12 protein-coding genes are annotated in these 16,287 nt (G+C 62.5%); all 12 read right to left on the bottom strand.

The window, feature by feature from the left end:
* Nucleotides 1-30: 30 nt before the first annotated feature.
* The 12 genes from PspCFBP13509_RS14915 to PspCFBP13509_RS14970 all read right to left on the bottom strand — a co-directional run bounded on the left by PspCFBP13509_RS14915 (nt 31) and on the right by PspCFBP13509_RS14970 (nt 16,224).
* Nucleotides 31-300: a DUF2934 domain-containing protein gene (locus tag PspCFBP13509_RS14915; RefSeq protein WP_065925222.1), complete on the bottom strand. Its 270-nt coding sequence runs from the start codon at nt 298-300 to the stop codon at nt 31-33.
* Between the two features lie 24 nt (nt 301-324).
* Nucleotides 325-3,075, bottom strand: coding sequence for a malto-oligosyltrehalose synthase (locus PspCFBP13509_RS14920; protein ID WP_137212250.1), 2,751 nt, complete (start codon nt 3,073-3,075; stop codon nt 325-327).
* The gene (malQ, locus tag PspCFBP13509_RS14925; RefSeq protein ID WP_137212251.1) at nt 3,072-5,156 is read right to left on the bottom strand and encodes a 4-alpha-glucanotransferase; all 2,085 of its coding nucleotides are present in this window, start codon (nt 5,154-5,156) and stop codon (nt 3,072-3,074) included. Before malQ ends, PspCFBP13509_RS14920 begins: the two co-directional genes overlap by 4 nt.
* Nucleotides 5,153-6,898 (bottom strand): malto-oligosyltrehalose trehalohydrolase, encoded by a 1,746-nt coding sequence (gene treZ / locus PspCFBP13509_RS14930; protein ID WP_074846905.1) that lies wholly within the window; start codon nt 6,896-6,898, stop codon nt 5,153-5,155. Before treZ ends, malQ begins: the two co-directional genes overlap by 4 nt.
* Nucleotides 6,899-6,917: 19 nt before the next feature.
* Nucleotides 6,918-8,474 carry a glycogen synthase GlgA gene (gene glgA / locus PspCFBP13509_RS14935; protein WP_074846904.1) on the bottom strand — a complete coding sequence of 519 codons (1,557 nt, stop codon included), beginning with the start codon at nt 8,472-8,474 and terminating at the stop codon, nt 6,918-6,920.
* Between the two features lie 467 nt (nt 8,475-8,941).
* The gene (locus PspCFBP13509_RS14940; protein WP_137212252.1) at nt 8,942-9,895 is read right to left on the bottom strand and encodes a D-2-hydroxyacid dehydrogenase family protein; all 954 of its coding nucleotides are present in this window, start codon (nt 9,893-9,895) and stop codon (nt 8,942-8,944) included.
* 24 nt (nt 9,896-9,919) lie between these two features.
* Complete coding sequence (locus PspCFBP13509_RS14945; protein ID WP_137212253.1) at nt 9,920-10,921, bottom strand: alpha/beta fold hydrolase; 1,002 nt, start codon at nt 10,919-10,921, stop codon at nt 9,920-9,922.
* 44 nt (nt 10,922-10,965) lie between these two features.
* Nucleotides 10,966-11,403 carry a YqaA family protein gene (locus PspCFBP13509_RS14950; RefSeq protein WP_027606736.1) on the bottom strand — a complete coding sequence of 146 codons (438 nt, stop codon included), beginning with the start codon at nt 11,401-11,403 and terminating at the stop codon, nt 10,966-10,968.
* Between the two features lie 9 nt (nt 11,404-11,412).
* Nucleotides 11,413-11,859: a DUF411 domain-containing protein gene (locus tag PspCFBP13509_RS14955; protein WP_065927328.1), complete on the bottom strand. Its 447-nt coding sequence runs from the start codon at nt 11,857-11,859 to the stop codon at nt 11,413-11,415.
* 81 nt (nt 11,860-11,940) lie between these two features.
* Nucleotides 11,941-12,399: an SRPBCC family protein gene (locus PspCFBP13509_RS14960; protein ID WP_065948308.1), complete on the bottom strand. Its 459-nt coding sequence runs from the start codon at nt 12,397-12,399 to the stop codon at nt 11,941-11,943.
* Nucleotides 12,400-12,477: 78 nt separating this feature from the next.
* On the bottom strand, nt 12,478-14,472 hold the full coding sequence (locus PspCFBP13509_RS14965; RefSeq protein ID WP_137212254.1) for a methyl-accepting chemotaxis protein: 1,995 nt from the start codon (nt 14,470-14,472) through the stop codon (nt 12,478-12,480).
* A 189-nt stretch (nt 14,473-14,661) separates the two neighbouring features.
* Nucleotides 14,662-16,224 carry a M91 family zinc metallopeptidase gene (locus tag PspCFBP13509_RS14970; protein WP_137212255.1) on the bottom strand — a complete coding sequence of 521 codons (1,563 nt, stop codon included), beginning with the start codon at nt 16,222-16,224 and terminating at the stop codon, nt 14,662-14,664.
* Nucleotides 16,225-16,287 lie beyond the last annotated feature (63 nt).

Here is a 16,287-nt window from a genome sequence, read left to right on the forward strand (position 1 = left end):
GCCGGCAAAAGGTTGATGGCGCCGTGCGCGTTAAGCCTTGGGCTTTTTCGGCGCGGGTGGCTTCTTGGCCGCCGGCGGCGCCGGCTTGCTTGCGGCTGGCGCCGGTGGCTTGGCCTTCGCCGCCGGCTTGGGTGCGGTCTTGGGCTTCGCGGCGGGTTTGGGTTTGCTCGGCGTCAGCGCTTCGGCTTCGGCCAGCTTGCGCGCCATCTCCCAGTGGCGCGCGTCTTCCCCGTGGGGTTTGCCTTCAGACTCCCAGATCTGATGCGCCAGTTCGCGTATGCGTTTGTCTTCAGTACTCATCACAATGCTCCTCACAGAAAATTTTCAGCTTTCTTGATCATCAGGATTGATAAAGACATTGACCGGGAAATCCCCCAGGGCAGTGCTGATCAACAGCTCCTTGTCTGGTGTGACTGCGCCTGTATGAAAAAGTCCCTTCCAGTTTTGCGTTGGTGCGGCGAACGGTAATTTCACCCGTGTATCGCCCCAAACCCGCGCATTGATCTGGGGACGCACACCGTTTTCAAGCAGCTCATGGGACCAGCGTGGCACCACCACCAGCACGCGTTTGCCTTGGTGTTCGCGGCAGAATGCGACCACCCGCTCGGCGTGTTGGCCGACCACTTCCAACGCTGTATAGCGGCCGCTGCGGAACACCTGCGGATGGGCCTTGCGCAAGGCCAGTACGTGGGCAATCAAGGTTTGCTTGATACGCCCATCACGCCAGTTGAACAACAGTTCGCCGATGTCCGGCGGGGTATTGAGTGCCTTTTGCCGCGCGGTGAAATCCACCGGGCGACGGTTGTCCGGATCCACCAGGCTGAAGTCCCAGAACTCATCGCCCTGGTACAGGTCCGGCACACCCGGCACGGTAAGGCGAAGCAAGGTTTGCGCCAGTCCATTCAGTGCGCCGGCGGGGGCGATGGCCTGGGCTGCGTTATTGATCGCACTGCGCAGGGGCCGACCTTCCTCCGTGAGCAGCAGGCGGGTGAGAAAAGCCTCGACACCCTGTTCATAGGCCTCATTGGGCGCGCTCCAGCTGCTCTGCAACTTGGCTTCGCGCAGGGCTTTTTGTTGCCACTGCCACAGGCGCTGGTGATAGCCCTCGAAGTCCTCGGCCTGGTCCAGCGGCCAACTGCCCAGCAACACCTGGTACAGGATCAGTTCATCACCGGCCGACGGTGTGGTCGCGTCGTCGCGCAACGGCGCCGCCAGGGTGCGCCAATGCTCCACTTGCTCGACGTACCACGGCGCGCACTCGCTGAGCACGGCCAGGCGCGCCCGGGTGTCTTCGCCGCGCTTGTGGTCATGGGTGGCGGTGGCCAGCAGGTTGTCGGGGAAGGCCTGCAAGCGCTGTTGGTTGATGGCATGAAACTCGGCCAACGGCGCGCTGAACTGCTCGGTACTGAAGCCCACATCGTTGCGCGACAGCAGCACGGCCGAGCGGTAGAACGCGGTGTCTTCCACGGCCTTGGCCGCTGCCGGCGAGGTCAGTTGCTGGAAGCGCACACAGGCATGCTTGAGCATCTTGCGCTCGCGGCCCACCGGACGATTGCGCCAGGGCTGGCCGCCGAGCCAATTTTCCAGATGCTCGAGCACCGGCCAGTCGCCCTCGCCAAGGGTCGTGCGGGCGCCGTCCAGGGCCTGCTGGAACACCTTGTCGTCATCTGCGCTGCGACCACGGGCACTGATATAGGTGCGGTACACCGGGAAGTGCACGATCAGTTCCTGCAATGCGCGACGGATCGCGCCGAGGGTCAGGTCGCGGGTCATCACGTCGTCGCGGGCCACCTGCAACAGGGCCTGGGCCACGCTTTCAAAGTCGCCGCCCAGGGAGCCGTTGAGGATTTGCTGGCGGGCCAGCCGTGCCTCTTCGATAAACGCCGAGGGCCGTTCGCTGTGGCGTGTCCACACCTCGGCCAGCGGCGCAAAGCCCTCGGGATGGTGTTGCAGCAACGACAACTGGTTCATGAATTCGTAGCCGGTGGTGCCGTCCACTTGCCAGTCTTCGCGAAGGGTTTCCCCCTCGCCGAGGATTTTTTCGACGAAGATCGGCAAGTGCCGCTCGGGCGACAGCGAATCCACCCGACGACGCAGCTTGCGGCAGTAACCGCGCGGGTCGGCCAGGCCGTCGATGTGGTCGATGCGCAGGCCATCCACCAGGCCTTGGCTGATCAGTTCGAAGATCTTGCCATGGGTGGCTTCGAACACCGCCGTGCGCTCCACGCGCAGCCCGCCCAGTTCGTTGACGTCGAAGAAGCGCCGCCAGTTGATATCGTCCGCCGCCGTGCGCCAGCTGGCCAGGCGGTAGGCCTGTTGCTCGAGCAAGTGGTGCAGACGCTTGAAGCCCTCCGGCGTGCGTCCGTCGAACTCGGTCAGTCGGCGTTCGATAAGCTCGAGGACTTCGGTGGCACGCTCGGCCAATGCCTGCTTGAGCCAGGCGGCTTCGGCGTAGGCGTCATCCTGATACGCCAGGGCGCTGAAACGGTCGGCCAGGGGTTTAAGCAGCTCGTCGGCGCCGAGGATCGCCGCGTAATCCCGTGGGCAGATCGGGAAGCGATGTTCGTAATGCTCGACATGAAACGCGCCGTGGGCGGCATCGAAATGCAGCGTCAGCGTGCCGCTCTGCAAGGCTTCGCCGTAGTCGCTGCCGAGGAAGGGCATGAGCAATTGGCCCTTGAGCAGCGGGTCGGGGGAGTGCCACTGGATATCGAAGAATTCGCTGTAGGGGCTCAGCCGGCCCCATTCCAACAGGTCCAGCCACCAGGGGTTGTCGGCGCCGCCCACGGCCATATGGTTGGAGACGATATCGAGGATCAGCCCCATATCGTGCTCGCGCAGGGCCGCGACCAGGCGACGCAGGGCCGGTTCGCCGCCCAGCTCGGGGTTAACGCTGGTGGGGTCGACCACATCGTAGCCGTGCATGGAACCGGCACGCGCACTCAGCAAGGGCGAGGCATATAGATGGCTGATGCCCAATTGGGCGAAATACGGTACCAGGAGGACCGCGTCATCCAGGGTAAAACCTTTGTGGAATTGCAGGCGCTGGGTCGCGCGCAGGGGCAGGGCTTTCATCGGTCACGCTCATAGGCTTGGTTACGCGCGACGGCCAGCAGTTCAAGGCGGCGCGCGGCACCGGCGTTGTCGAGCAGGCTGGAGGCCTCGCCCGGCAAACGGCGGCGCCAATTGGGGTGGGTGTCGGTGGTGCCGGGCAGGTTGGCCTGTTCTTCCAGGCCCAGGGCGTCTTCCAGCGGCAACAACACCAGCGGCGCACGGGTGTGGCCGAGGTAGCGCACGCTGGCGTCGATCATGTGGTCGGTTTCATTGCGGATCTCATCGACGAAGTTCTGCGGGTCCTGGCTCAAGGCCTGGCGCAGCGCCTGGCGTTCACGCAGGCGGTGCTCGCTCCATTGCTCCACGGTGGGCGCATCGATCAGGCCCAGCTGGACGTTCCAGTCGATATCGCGGCTGTGCCACCAACCGTTGAGGGTCGGTAAGTCGTGGGTGCTGGTGGTGGCCAGGGCGTTGTCCGGCCAGTCGAGGATCGGCTTGAACTGGCCATCGTGGCCCTGTTCGAACAACAGCACGCGCATGCCGAGGATCGAGCGGGCGATGAGTTTTTCGCGCAGCCCATCGGGCACTGTGCCGAGGTCTTCGCCGAGCACGATGGCCTGGTGGCGGTGGGATTCCAGCGCCAGCAGGCGCAACAGGTCGTCCACCGGGTAATACAAGTAAGCGCCCTCACGCGGCGAGGCGTCCATGGGGATCACCCACAGGCGTTGCAGGCCCATCACATGGTCGATGCGCAAGCCGCCGGCATGGGCGAAGTTGGCCCGCAGCATCTCGATAAACGCGCGGAAACCGTTGCGCTTGAGACCTTCGGGCGAGAACGCGGAAATGCCCCAGCCCTGGCCGGCGCGGTTAAGGATGTCGGGTGGCGCGCCCACGGTCAGGTCGGCCAGCAACTCATCCTGGCGGCTCCAGGCCTGGCTGCCACCGCCGTCGGCACCGACGGCCAGGTCAGCGATCAAGCCGACGCCCATGCCGCTGCCTTTGGCGGCTTGTTGGGCGCGCTCCAGGCAACGGGCGATCAGCCATTGGCCAAAGGCGTAGAAGCCGATCTCGACGTGGTGCTCTTCTGCGAACGCCACCAGCGCCGGGCTTTGCGGCGAGCGCCACTCTTCAGGCCAGTGGCGCCAGTCAAGGTCCTCGCCTGCAGCGGCGCGCACTGCCTGCACGGCTTCGAAGCGACAATGGTTTTCCAGCGCCTCGCCACCAGCCTGGCGAAAGCTCAGGAAGTCGGCGTGCTGCGGGTGATGGCCGTGGCGGAAGTCTTCATACAGAACGCGCAACAGCCGTTGTTTGGCCCGCGCAGCGGCCGGCCAGTCGATCAGGCTGTGCTGTTCCAGCGCGTGCAGCTCTTCTTCCAGGCCAAGGGCTTCAATCGCGTTGCGCACCTCACGTTCACCGAGAATGCAGGCGGGCGAGGCATACAGGCTGTTGAGGAACAGGCGGCTGGACGGCGAGTACGGGCTGTAGCGCTCGGTATCGGCGCTGAACATCGCGTGCATCGGGCTGATCGCCAGGGCATCGGCGCCGCGTTCGGCGGCGGAACGGACCAGGTGTTCCAGGGCCAGGGTGTCGCCGAAACCGCCATCGCCCAAGCGGCGCAGTGAATACAGCTGGGCGCTCAGGCCCCAGGCGCGGGCGGGGCGGTTGTCTACCGCTTCGGCCACGCTGTAGCAATGGGTGGGCGCTACCGCCAGGGTAAAGCTCTGGTTGTCGATCTGCACCTGGTGGTAGCCCAAGGCGATAACCCCGGGCAGCACGGCATTGCCGTCGAGGCGCAGTTCCAGGCTTTCGCCGTCTTCGAGGTTGACCCGGCACAGGGTGTCGGGTTCGAAGTAGCGCGCCAGGTCGAGGCCTTCACCGCTGTCGACGGTCATCAGGGGCGGCAGGTGCTTGTCTTGTTGCACCCGCTCCAATTCAAGCAGGCTGGCGTTGATGTCGGCATCGCTGTCGGCCGGGTGGCCCAGGCCTTTGAGAACCGCGCGCAGGGCGTCGGGTGTCACTCGTTGCGGGCGGCCGTTTGCGTCGATCCAATCGACGGCCAGGCCCGCACGGCTGGCGAGGATTTCCAGGTTCGCTTCGCTCAAGGGTGCTCTCCAACAGGGGATAAGGTGACGCGGGCGCTGAAGGGCGGCAGTTGCGCACCTTGCAGGGCCGGCGTTTCAAACAGGACCGGCGCGGTGGCCGAGTGATCCAAGGGCGTGGCGCTCAGGTTCAGGTCGATCTGCAACAGGCTGCCGTTGCCCAGGCGCCAGCGCGCACTGACGGCGGCGTAGGCCAGCACCTGCGCGCCCAATGCCACGGCGCCAGGCAGGTGCGGCACAATATGGCGATGGCGCAGGCCCAGCAGTTGGCGGTAGAGCTCAGCGTGCGGGTTATCGGCGATCACCGGGGCCGATTGCGCGAATGTCGACAGCGCGTTCGGATCCGGGATGCGTTCACGGCGCTCGGGGTCATGGAACGCGGCGAAGTCGGCAAATTCATTGCGCCGGCCTTCGCGTACCGCTTCAGCCAGTTCACCGTGGTGGTCGGTAAAAAACAGGAACGGCTCGCTCGCGTTCGCCTCATCCCCCATGAACATCAGCGGAATCATAGGCGACAACAGCAGCAGGGCGGTTGCAGCCTTGAGCGCCTGGGGCGAGCAGAGCTGGTGCAGGCGTTCGCCCAGGGCGCGGTTGCCGATCTGGTCATGGTTCTGCAGGAACGCGACGAAGGCCGTGGGCGGTAAGTCAGCGCTCGGTTCGCCGCGCTCGTGGCCATGGCGAGTGGTGTGGCCCTGGTAGATAAACCCTTCGCCCAGGCAACGGGCGAGTTTGGTGGTGGGGTCCTGGGCAAAGTCGCTGTAATAGGCATCGGTTTCGCCGGTCAGCAACACGTGCAGCACGTTATGGAAGTCATCATTCCATTGCGCGTCGAAATCCTCCTTGAGCAGGCTGGCCTGGTTCAGCTCGTTTTCCAGCACCAGCCACACATGCCGACCGGTATCCACCTGCTGGCGTACCCGTTGCGCGAGTTCCTGGAGGAAGCCGGGGTTGTCGATGGCGTGCACTGCGTCCAGGCGCAGGCCGTCGAAGCGGTATTCGAGCAGCCACATCAGCGCGTTATCGAGGAAGAAATCCCGCACTTCACGGCGCTCAAAGTCGATCCCGGCACCCCATGGGGTGTGCACGTCTTCCTGGAAGAAGCCTTTGGCGTACTGGCCCAGGTAATTGCCGTCGGGGCCGAAGTGGTTGTAGACCACGTCAAGGATCACGGCGAGGCCGTGTTCGTGGGCGCTGTCGACCAGGTGCTTGAGTTGCTCGGGCGAGCCGTAGGAGGAGTGCGGTGCGTAGGGCAGTACGCCGTCATACCCCCAATTGCGCTCACCGGGAAATTGCGCCAGCGGCATCAATTCAATCGCGGTGACGCCCAGCTCGGCCAGGCGCGGCAGGTGCTTTTCGACTTCGGCGTAGCCCCCCATCGCGCCGACGTGCAATTCGTAGATCACGGCTTCGTGCCAGGGGCGGCCTTGCCAGTTGGCGTGACGCCAGGTGTAGGCGAGCGGGTCGACCACCAGGCTCCAGCCATGCACGTCCGAGGCCTGGGCCCTGGACGCGGGGTCGGGAACATCCATTTCCCCATCGATGTTATAGCGGTAGCGGGTGCCCGCCGGGCATTTCACTTCAGTCTCGAACCAGCCATCTGCCTGGGGCAGCATGGCGATGGATTTACCGTTTTCCAATTCAACGCTGACATAAAACGCGTCTGGCGCCCACAAGGCAAAACGCGTGTGTTGCGCGTCCAGCATGATTGCGCCGTGGGGCCAGGTTTCCAAAGTCCGTAACGGCATCTATGAAGACCTCCCTTGATTATTTAGTCGATTTCCCCAAGGCCTTGGCCACCAGTTGTTCATACAGCTCGGCGTAGGGTTCCACCGCCTGGCACCAGTTGAAGGGTTGAGTCATGGCGCGGCTGCGCATGGCGTTGAGCAGGCCTTTATTGGCGAAGACCCGGAACGCACGGCTCAGGGCTTCTTCGTAGCTCTCTACGGTGGATTCATTGAACAGGAAGCCGGTGACGCCATTCTCGATGGTGTCCGCCAGCCCGCCGGTGTTGCGAGCCACGGGCAGCGAGCCGAAGCGCTGGGCATACATCTGGCTGAGGCCGCAGGGCTCGTAGCGCGATGGCATCAGCAGGAAGTCACTGCCGGCGAACATGCGCCGCGCGTCGGTCTCGTTGAAGCCGATGCGCACACCGACCTGGCCCGGGAAGCGCAGCGCCAGTTCACGCATGGCCTGTTCCTCTTCCGGCTCGCCTCGCCCGATAATGGCGATCTGGCCGCCGTTCTCGACGATAAAGCTCGCCACCGCTTCGGTGAGGTCGAGGCCTTTCTGGTAGACCAGGCGCGAGACCACCGCGAACAGCGGGCCGGTGGAGTCATGCAGGCCGAACAGTTCGCGCACGTGGTCGGCGTTGATGGCCTTGCCTTCCCAGTCACCGATATTGAAGTTGTGGGTCAGGTGCGTGTCGGTGGAGGTTTCCCAACTTTCGTCGATGCCGTTGGGGATGCCACTGAGCAGGCCCTGCTGGGTCTTGGCGGCGAGGAAACCGTCGAGGCCGCAGCCGAATTCCGGCGTGGTGATTTCCTGGGCGTAGGTGGCACTCACGGTGGTGATGTGGCTGGAATACGCCATGCCCGCCTTGAGGAACGACATCTTGCCGTAGAACTCCATGCCTTCCTGCTGCAAGGCGTGGGGCGGAATGCCTAGCTCCGGCGTCGAGGCCAGGCTGACCACGCCTTGATAGGCGAGGTTATGGATGGTGAACAAGGTCGGTGTGCGTGACCCACGCCAGTGCATATAGGCGGGGGCCAGGCCGGCGGGCCAGTCGTGGGCGTGCACCAGGTCCGGGCACCAGTGGATCTGGGCGAGGTTGGCGGCCATGTCGGCAGCGGCCAGGCCCAGGCGGGCGAAGCGAATATGGTTGTCCGGCCAGTCGCGACCATTGTTGGCGCCGTACGGCGTGCCTTCGCGCTCGTAGAGTTCGGGGCAGATCAGCACATAGATGACCAGGCCGTCCTTGAGGTCCATGCGCCCGATCTTGCACGGCGGCAGTGCGGCGTGGCCACCCAGCTCACCGATGATATGGATCGGGTTGTCGCTTTCCATCACCTGCGGGTAACCGGGGATCAGGACGCGCACATCATGCAAGTGGGCCATGGCGCGGGGCAGGGCCGCGGACACGTCGCCCAGGCCACCGGTTTTCACCAGGTCGGCGAACTCGGAGGTGACGAACAATACCTTCTTTCGATTGGGATTATTACTCACGATCGGCCGCACAGTGTTGGGCAGGTCGGCCAGTGACGTTGGCCCCTCTGCCGCCTTACTAAAACGCTCTCCCTGAGTATCTACAGCGGCACTGATCATAGTTCTCTCCCAATGTTGGTTGGCTAATGGCCCGCTGCCACTAGCTCCGAAGACCGCATCCTGCGGCCAGGCGCACAAGCGCTATACAAACTGGCAAGGCTTATGCCAGTTGCACGGTCGGCTTAAATAGATTGGATGGACGGGCATCGGGTGTGAACCGCGTGCACTCGCCCTACCTTAAAACTGGACCTACGGCAGAGTTCGAAAGTTTAGATTTTTTGCGGGGTTTTTGTTTTGGAAGGGACCCATCGGTCATCAGTCTAGGACAGATTCCAGAGCCTGTAGGGTTTGTGCGGGAATTTTGTAGGACAAAAAACTTGTAACCATATGCAATTGAGGAAGGCGATAGGGTGTGGTGAGTAGGCTTGCGCCGGTTCAGGGCCGCTTCGCGCCCCAGCGCAGGGCAAGCCTGCTCACCACAAAAATTACGCTCACACCCTTAGTGCGGACCGCACCTGATTGGTGCGTCAGCCCAGCACCCGAATGGGCGCGCCCTTGGTCCAGGCCTGGATATCTTCAATCATCTGCTCATAGAACTGCCGGTAGTTCTGCTCACTCACGTAGCCCACATGGGGCGTGGCGAGTACGTTGGGCAAGTGGCGAAACGGGTGATCGACCGGCAGCGGCTCCTCGGCGAATACATCGAGTGCCGCGCCCGCCAGGCGACCAGTGATCAATGCCTGCACCAGCGCCTGCTCATCCACAATCGGCCCGCGCGCGGTATTCACCAACCGGGCCGTCGGCTTCATCCAACTCAATGCTTCGGCATCGACCAGGCCACGGCTGCGGTCGCTGAGTACCAAATGAATCGTGAGAATGTCGGCCTGCTCAAACAGCTCGCGCTTGCTGACCCAGGTCGCCCCGGCCTGCGCGGCGCGCTCCGGCGTGAGGTTTTCACTCCAGGCAATCACCCGCATGCCGAATACCTGGGCAAACTGCGCGACCTTCTGGCCAATACTGCCCAACCCGAGAATTCCCAGGGTCTTGCCATGCAGGTCGCCACCCAGTCCCACCTGCCAGCCACCCGCGCGCAGTGAGTTGGCTTCGGTCAGCAGATTGCGCGTAGACGCCATGATCAGTGCCCAGGTCAGCTCCGGCGCCGCCTGCTTGTAGCTGTCGGTGCCGCACACCTGGATGCCCATGGCCTTGGCGGCGGCAATGTCGAGGGCGGCATTGCGCATGCCGCCGGTCACCAGCAACTTGAGGTTGGGCAAACCCTGTAACAGCGCTTGGTCGAAGGTCGAGCGTTCGCGCATGACGCAAATGACCTCGAACGCCTTCAAACGCTCGATCATCGTGGCGGTATCTGCCGGGTAATCGTGCAGGAAGTGCACCTGCCCAACCGCCTCCAGCACCGACCAATCCACCACGCCATTGGCCACATTTTGCCAATCATCAATGACTGCGATCTGTACCGACATGCACGCGTGCCTCGAAAAGTTGGATTAAAGGGCGCTCAAGCCCTGCAACAGCGCCTGGTGAAACTTCGCCGGTTCTTCCATCTGCGGTGCATGGCCCAGGCCCGCGAACTCCACCAGTGTGGCATGGGGAATCAGTTTGGCCACTTGCTTGCCCAGTACCGCGTAGTTGCCGATCCTGGCCTTGACCGCCGGCGGCGCAACGTCTTTGCCGATGGCGGTGGTGTCGGCGGTGCCGATGAGCAACAGGGTGGGCATCTGCAGATGCTTGAACTCGTAGTACACCGGCTGGGTGAAGATCATGTCGTAAATCAACGCCGAGTTCCATGCGACCAGCGCGTGGCCGGGGCCATTGCTCAGGCCCGCATACATGTCTACCCAGCGCTCGTACTCCGGCTTCCAGCGTCCGACGTAATAGGTATTGAGCTGGTACTTGCGAATCCCCTCGGCGCTGACTTTCTGTTCTCGCGCATACCATTGGTCGACGCTGAGCGTGGGCACGCCCAGGGCTTTCCAGTCTTCCAGGCCGATGGGATTCACCAGCCCGAGCTGCTCGGTCTGCTCGGGGTACATCAACGCGTAACGGGTGGCGAGCATGCCGCCGGTGGAATGGCCTATGAGCGTGGCCTTTTGAATGCCGAGTTTTTCCAGCAATTGATGGGTGTTGAGGGCCAATTGCTGGAAGCTGTACTGGTAGTGGTCGGGCTTGCTCGCACTGCAGAAACCGATCTGGTCCGGTGCAATCACCCGATAACCGGCGTCGCTCAGGGCCTTGATCGTGCCTTCCCAGGTGGCGCCGCAAAAGTTCTTGCCGTGCATCAGCACCACATTGCGCCCGTTCGGCTGGCCCTTGGCCGGCACGTCCATGTAGCCCATTTGCAGGGCTTTGCCTTGGGATTGGAATTGGAAATGTTCGAGGGGATAGGGGTATTGGAAACCTTGCAGCTCAGGGCCATAGCTGGCGGCGAACGCCGGGGCGGCGCCGGCCGTCAGCAGGCCGGCGATGCAAAAAACGCGGGATAGAGGCATGGGCGGGGCTCCGGACAGAATGCTCGGATGCTGTTTGCGCGGGATTAACGGGGGATTAACACCCATTGCAGGGTCACGGCGGCGAGCACCGCGTATCGCAGGCCCTTGGCCAGGGTCACCAGCAGCAGGAACCGCCACAACGGTTCACGCATCACCCCGGCCACCAACGTCAGCGGGTCGCCAATGACCGGCAGCCAACTGAGCAGCAGCGTCCAGTGCCCCCAGCGCTGGTAATGATGGCGGGCCTTTTCCAGCTGCTTGTCGCTGACCGGAAACCAGCGACGCTGCTTGAAGTGCTCCACCCAGCGCCCCAGCCACCAATTGACCAGCGAGCCGAGGACGTTGCCCAGGGTGGCGATACCCAGCAGCAGCCACAGGCTGTAGTGCCCGCTGATCAACAGGCCGACCAGCACCGCTTCCGATTGCAGGGGCAGTAACGTCGCCGCGCCGAATGCGGCAAGAAACAGCCCTAGGTAACCCATCGGCACCGATCAGTGCGCCGGGTAGTCCGCCAACACCACATCCTGGCCATCGCGGGTCAGGCCGATGACTTGATAGGCCTCGGCATGGCCGTCCATTTCCATGCCGGGCGAACCCATGGGCATGCCCGGTGCGGCAATACCCAGCAGGTCGTCGCGCTTGCGCAAGGCCAGTACCTGCTCGGCGGGCACATGGCCTTCGACGAACTTGCCGTCGATCACGGCGGTATGGCACGAGCCCAGGCGCGGGGCCACGCCCAGCCGTTGCTTGACTGCACTCATGTCGGCTTCGACATGGTCTTTGACCTTGAAGCCGTTGCTTTCCAGGTGGCTGATCCACTTTTTGCAGCAGCCACAATTGGCGTCGCGGTGCACATCGATGGGGATCAGGTCGGCGGCCTGGGCCAGGGTGGTGGTGAACAGCACTGAAAGCAGGGCCAATCGCAATGGGATTTTCATGGAGGTCTCGTCCAATACCGGGCAGTAAGCCGGGCATTCTCCCTGCTTTTATCCGTGGGACGTCGGGTTAATGTTTCAAAATTATACGGAGAGCGAGTTTTCCATCCGCTGCTTGAGCCGGTCCAGTGCAATCGCCGACAGCGCGATCATGCGTTCATGGAGGCTGGCCAACTGCAATTCGGTTTCATAGGTCAGCACGCGCTTGAACAGGGTGCCGTCGCGAAAGGGCTGCAAAAAGTAATGAATCGAGCCGTCGACGGCCAGTGAGGTGAACACCGTCTTGAACTCGTCGGGACGCCGGGCGATCTGCACGCGGTAGCTCATGGGCACGCGCACGCCCAGCAAGTCGATCATTTCGGTAAAACGTGCGCCGGCGGGGAGGGGGCCGCTGGTGCCGGTGTCGGCACCGAGGGAGGTGGGGTGCCATTCGTGCCAGCGATCCGGTTGGGTCACATAGTCGTAGACGGCATCGATAGGGGCCTGGATAAAACGTTCCTGACTGATCCGATCCAAGCGGACCGACTGCTCGACAGCGCGCATGGCACACCTCCTGTGTGGCTGTGAACTGTCAGAATAGTCCCACTCCCGCACATTGCACGGGAGTGTTTCAGCCATTTATCAGCGCACCTTGAACCGGCCCATCAACGCAATCACCCGGCCATTGGCGTCCAGCAGGCTTTGTGTATTGGTTTGCGTGGCATGGCCGCTCTGCACCAGCTCTTCGACCATATGTCGGATATGCACCATGCTGCGGTTGATCTCCTCGGTCACCGCGCTTTGCTGTTCGGCAGCGGTGGCGATCTGGGTGCTGAGGTCATTGATATGGCTGACCGAACCGGCCATCTCGTCGAGGCCGGTGTTCACCCGTGCCGTGGCATCCGCCGCCGAATGGCAACTGGCCTGGGTGTTCTCCATGGCCGCCACCGACGAACTGACACCGGTGGTCAGGCGTGCGAGCATTTCATTGATCTGCGAAGTGCTGGCCTGGGTACGCGCCGCCAGGGCGCGGACTTCGTCGGCCACCACCGCAAAACCACGACCCTGCTCGCCGGCCCGCGCGGCTTCAATCGCGGCGTTGAGGGCCAGCAGGTTGGTCTGGCCGGCAATCGCGCCGATCACGCCGAGGGTTTCGGTGATGCGCGCGGCGTCCTGGCGCATGTTCTCGACGGTGTGGGTGGCACTGGCGACCTCGCCGATCAGCGCACTGACGCTGGTGGACGCTTCACCCACCACCACGCGGGAGCGGTCGGCGTGTTCGTTGGCGCGCTGGGTGAACGAAGCGGTTTGCGCGGCGTTTTGCGCCACTGTGTCGGCGGTGGAACTCATCTCGGTGATGGCGGTGACGGTCTGGTCGGTCTCCGAGGCGTGGCGCACCAGGATGCTGTTGGTGTGGGCCGAGGTGTGCTGCAATTGCTCAAGGCCCGATGACATGGCGCCAGTGGCCTGGGTCACTTCGCCGATCATGTCTTGCAGGTAGACGATAAAGCGGTTCACCGAATGGCCGATGGCGCCCAGTTCGTCTTCGGCGCGGATGGTGATGCGCCGCGTCAGGTCGGCATCGCCGGTGGACAGTGCGTCGATGTTGGTCTTCAGGATTTTCATGCGCTGCACCAATTGGCGGATCGCATACACCGCCAGCAGCACCAGCAGCAACACCATGGGGATCTGCAACAGGGCCAGGCTGCCGAGTACGTCATCGCGCTGGGCGGTGATCAGCGAGGTGGGCAGGGCGGTGGCGAGGAACCACGGCGTGCCTTCGATGGGGCGCATGTAGAAGGTGCTGGCCACGCCCTGGTTGTCGAACTCGTTGCGCTGCAAGGCTTGGTCGCGATGGGCCAGGGCCTTGCTGACCTGGGCGGCAAAGGCCGAGGTGCCGGTCAATTCACTGATGTTCTTCAATACCACCGGGCTGCTCAGGCGCGTGCTGTTGCTGATGATCTTGCCATCGCCTTCGACGATCAGCATTTGCCCGCCGATGTCCTTTTCCTTGCTGGCTACCAGTTCGTTGAAGAAGCCCAGGGTCACGTCGATGGTGGCCACGCCGTACGCCGCGCCGTCACGCTGGATCGCCATGGCGCAGTTGGTGCGCGGCTCCTGGCTGGCGTCGTCCTTGTAGGCCGCGGCCCAGGCACATTGGCCGCGTGGCGATGCGAGACCGCCCTTGTACCAGCTCTGGTCGTAATAGTTGGGGGCGGGGTCGCTGTTCCAGAAGGTGTTCACTGCCAGCTTGCCCGAGGCATCGCGGTGCCAGAAGGTGCTGTGCTTGTTGCGACCCGGCGTGCGCTGGTTGGGCAGCGGCCAGATACCGCCGCCGAAGACCTTCAGCTCACCATATTGGTCGACCAGGCCCGGCAGGACCTTGTCGATGGCATCGCTGTCGAGCAGGGGAATGGTCTGGGTGATGGTGCGTTGCTGGGACTGAACCTTGTTGAGTTCGCCCTGGATCTGCTCGGCCACCTCACTGATGCGGTTGAGCACCACCTGTTCCTCGGTATGGCGCAGCGTGGGCGCGACCAGTTGGCCGATGCCGACGACCGTCAACACGAACAACACCAGGACGAACAGCACCAGGAACAGGGTATAGCGGGCTTGGATGGAACGCAGTGGGGGCATGGGGGTCGTCCTTACGAAGCGTTTATTATCGACGCGGCTGTTTTGGAGCTTCGTAGGGCTATCGGCTTGGCGAGGAAGAGCTTTAGGTACGGAGGTGCCAAATCAGGTTTTTAACATGGCGAGGCCAGCAGTTGCCTCGCCATGGGGATTACCGCTTATCGAATCAATGCCTGGCTTGCCGGCGCTGTATCACTCGCCGCGACCTTGAGGGCTGGGTGTCCATAAGTAGGACTGCCTCAAGGGTTTGCCCATTTCTGCATTCAGGGCGTTCTCGGTGAAGTGTTTCGGATTGGTTACACGCGCTGATGTCGAGGGAGGGGTGCCGTCCTCGGAAGGTTCTTCAACGTAGGGTAAACCGATGACTTGACGTTCACCATTCTCGACAAGGCCGTCGTCCCCCGGCGCTTCGCGGGTGTACCCATGCTCGGTTGTACCGGTTGCGTAGGTGTAGGCGTGGTTTATCTCATGGGCGAGACCGGTAACGGGCACGATTGTGTGGGTACGCTCGGCGTTTTCGATAATAGATGGCGGGTCATAGTGAATGATGCCGCGAGTGACGCGGAAACCGGGAACGCCATCCGTGATATGCCCGTAGGTTCCGGCTTCTGCGCTTTCGCGCTCCTCGGGCGTCAATTCATCCAGTTCACTACTGCCAGGAACGTATTGGGTACCGCCGTTACCGATCGGCTTGATGGTAACCTTGCCGCCATTTGCCACCGCGAGCTCATCCATTTGTTTGAGTGCTTGTTGCCCTATGGGTGAACTGCGCAGAAATTCAAAATCGTCGGCGACGCGCTGCTTGAAAGCCTGTGCGTCCTCCTCCGGGGTATCAGGGGGAGTTTCTACACTGAATCCCAGGTTGCCGGCATTGCTTGGCTTCACTTCGGTGAAAGTCGAACCCCTGGTGCGGTCGAAACCATCCCTGGCCTTGGCGTAGATAAGGTCCTTGGGCTGGTTGTTCCAGATAGCGTCGTTTCCTTTGCCGGTGTAGAAGGTCGTGCGCTCGTACCCTGCAAGGACGTCATCGCCATTGCCCCCATGTGCAACGGTATGTCCGCTGCCTGCAAGAAGTACATCGTTGTCGTCGCCACCGTCCAGATAGGTCTGCCTGGTGGAGGGGCCAAAGCCTGCAATGAGCAGGTCCTTGCCTTTATTACCGTACATTACGCCATTGCCGGGACCTCCCATGATTGTGTCATCGCCGTCGTTGCCCTCGGCATAACCCAGGCCGCTGCCCACCTGCAGGATATCGTTGCCAGCCCCTCCGAAAAGCCTGCTGCGACCTCCGCCCGCCTGGAGATAATCGTTGCCGTCGCCGCCTTTCACGCTCACGCGAAGCTTGACGTCATCGTCGATGATGACCGTGTCGTCACCGCCGTGGCTGTCGATGAAAAGCTCGTGCTCGCTTCTTTCCTTTGTATTGATATCGACTAAATGCGGTTTATCGTTGATGAAGATCTGCAGCTTGTCCACCGACCAACTGCGCACGTGGATACGGTCGGCGGCATTACCGGTTTCCACGTGGAGATAACTGGTCAGGATCTTCGGTCCCTTGAGGTCATCTGGGTTCCAGTCAACGACCCTGCTGATTTTGGTGTCACCGTCGACAAGCAGCGTGTGGGTGCGGCGGTTCACGATGCCTGGCGTCAGGTCGGTGGGAGGGGTGAAGTGCGAAGCGTTTGTTTCAGCGAAAGGCTGGGGGAGTTGGGCATAGAGTCCGGATGTCAGGGAATGGGCAAGTGCAGATAGCATCGGCATGTCCTCTTGGGTGTGCGTGTAAGGGCACCCTGATTACGTATCAGGGTTGCTATTACG

Origin of the sequence: Pseudomonas sp. CFBP13509 (assembly GCF_005233485.1) — a bacterium.
Taxonomy (GTDB): Bacteria; Pseudomonadota; Gammaproteobacteria; order Pseudomonadales; family Pseudomonadaceae; genus Aquipseudomonas; species Aquipseudomonas marginalis.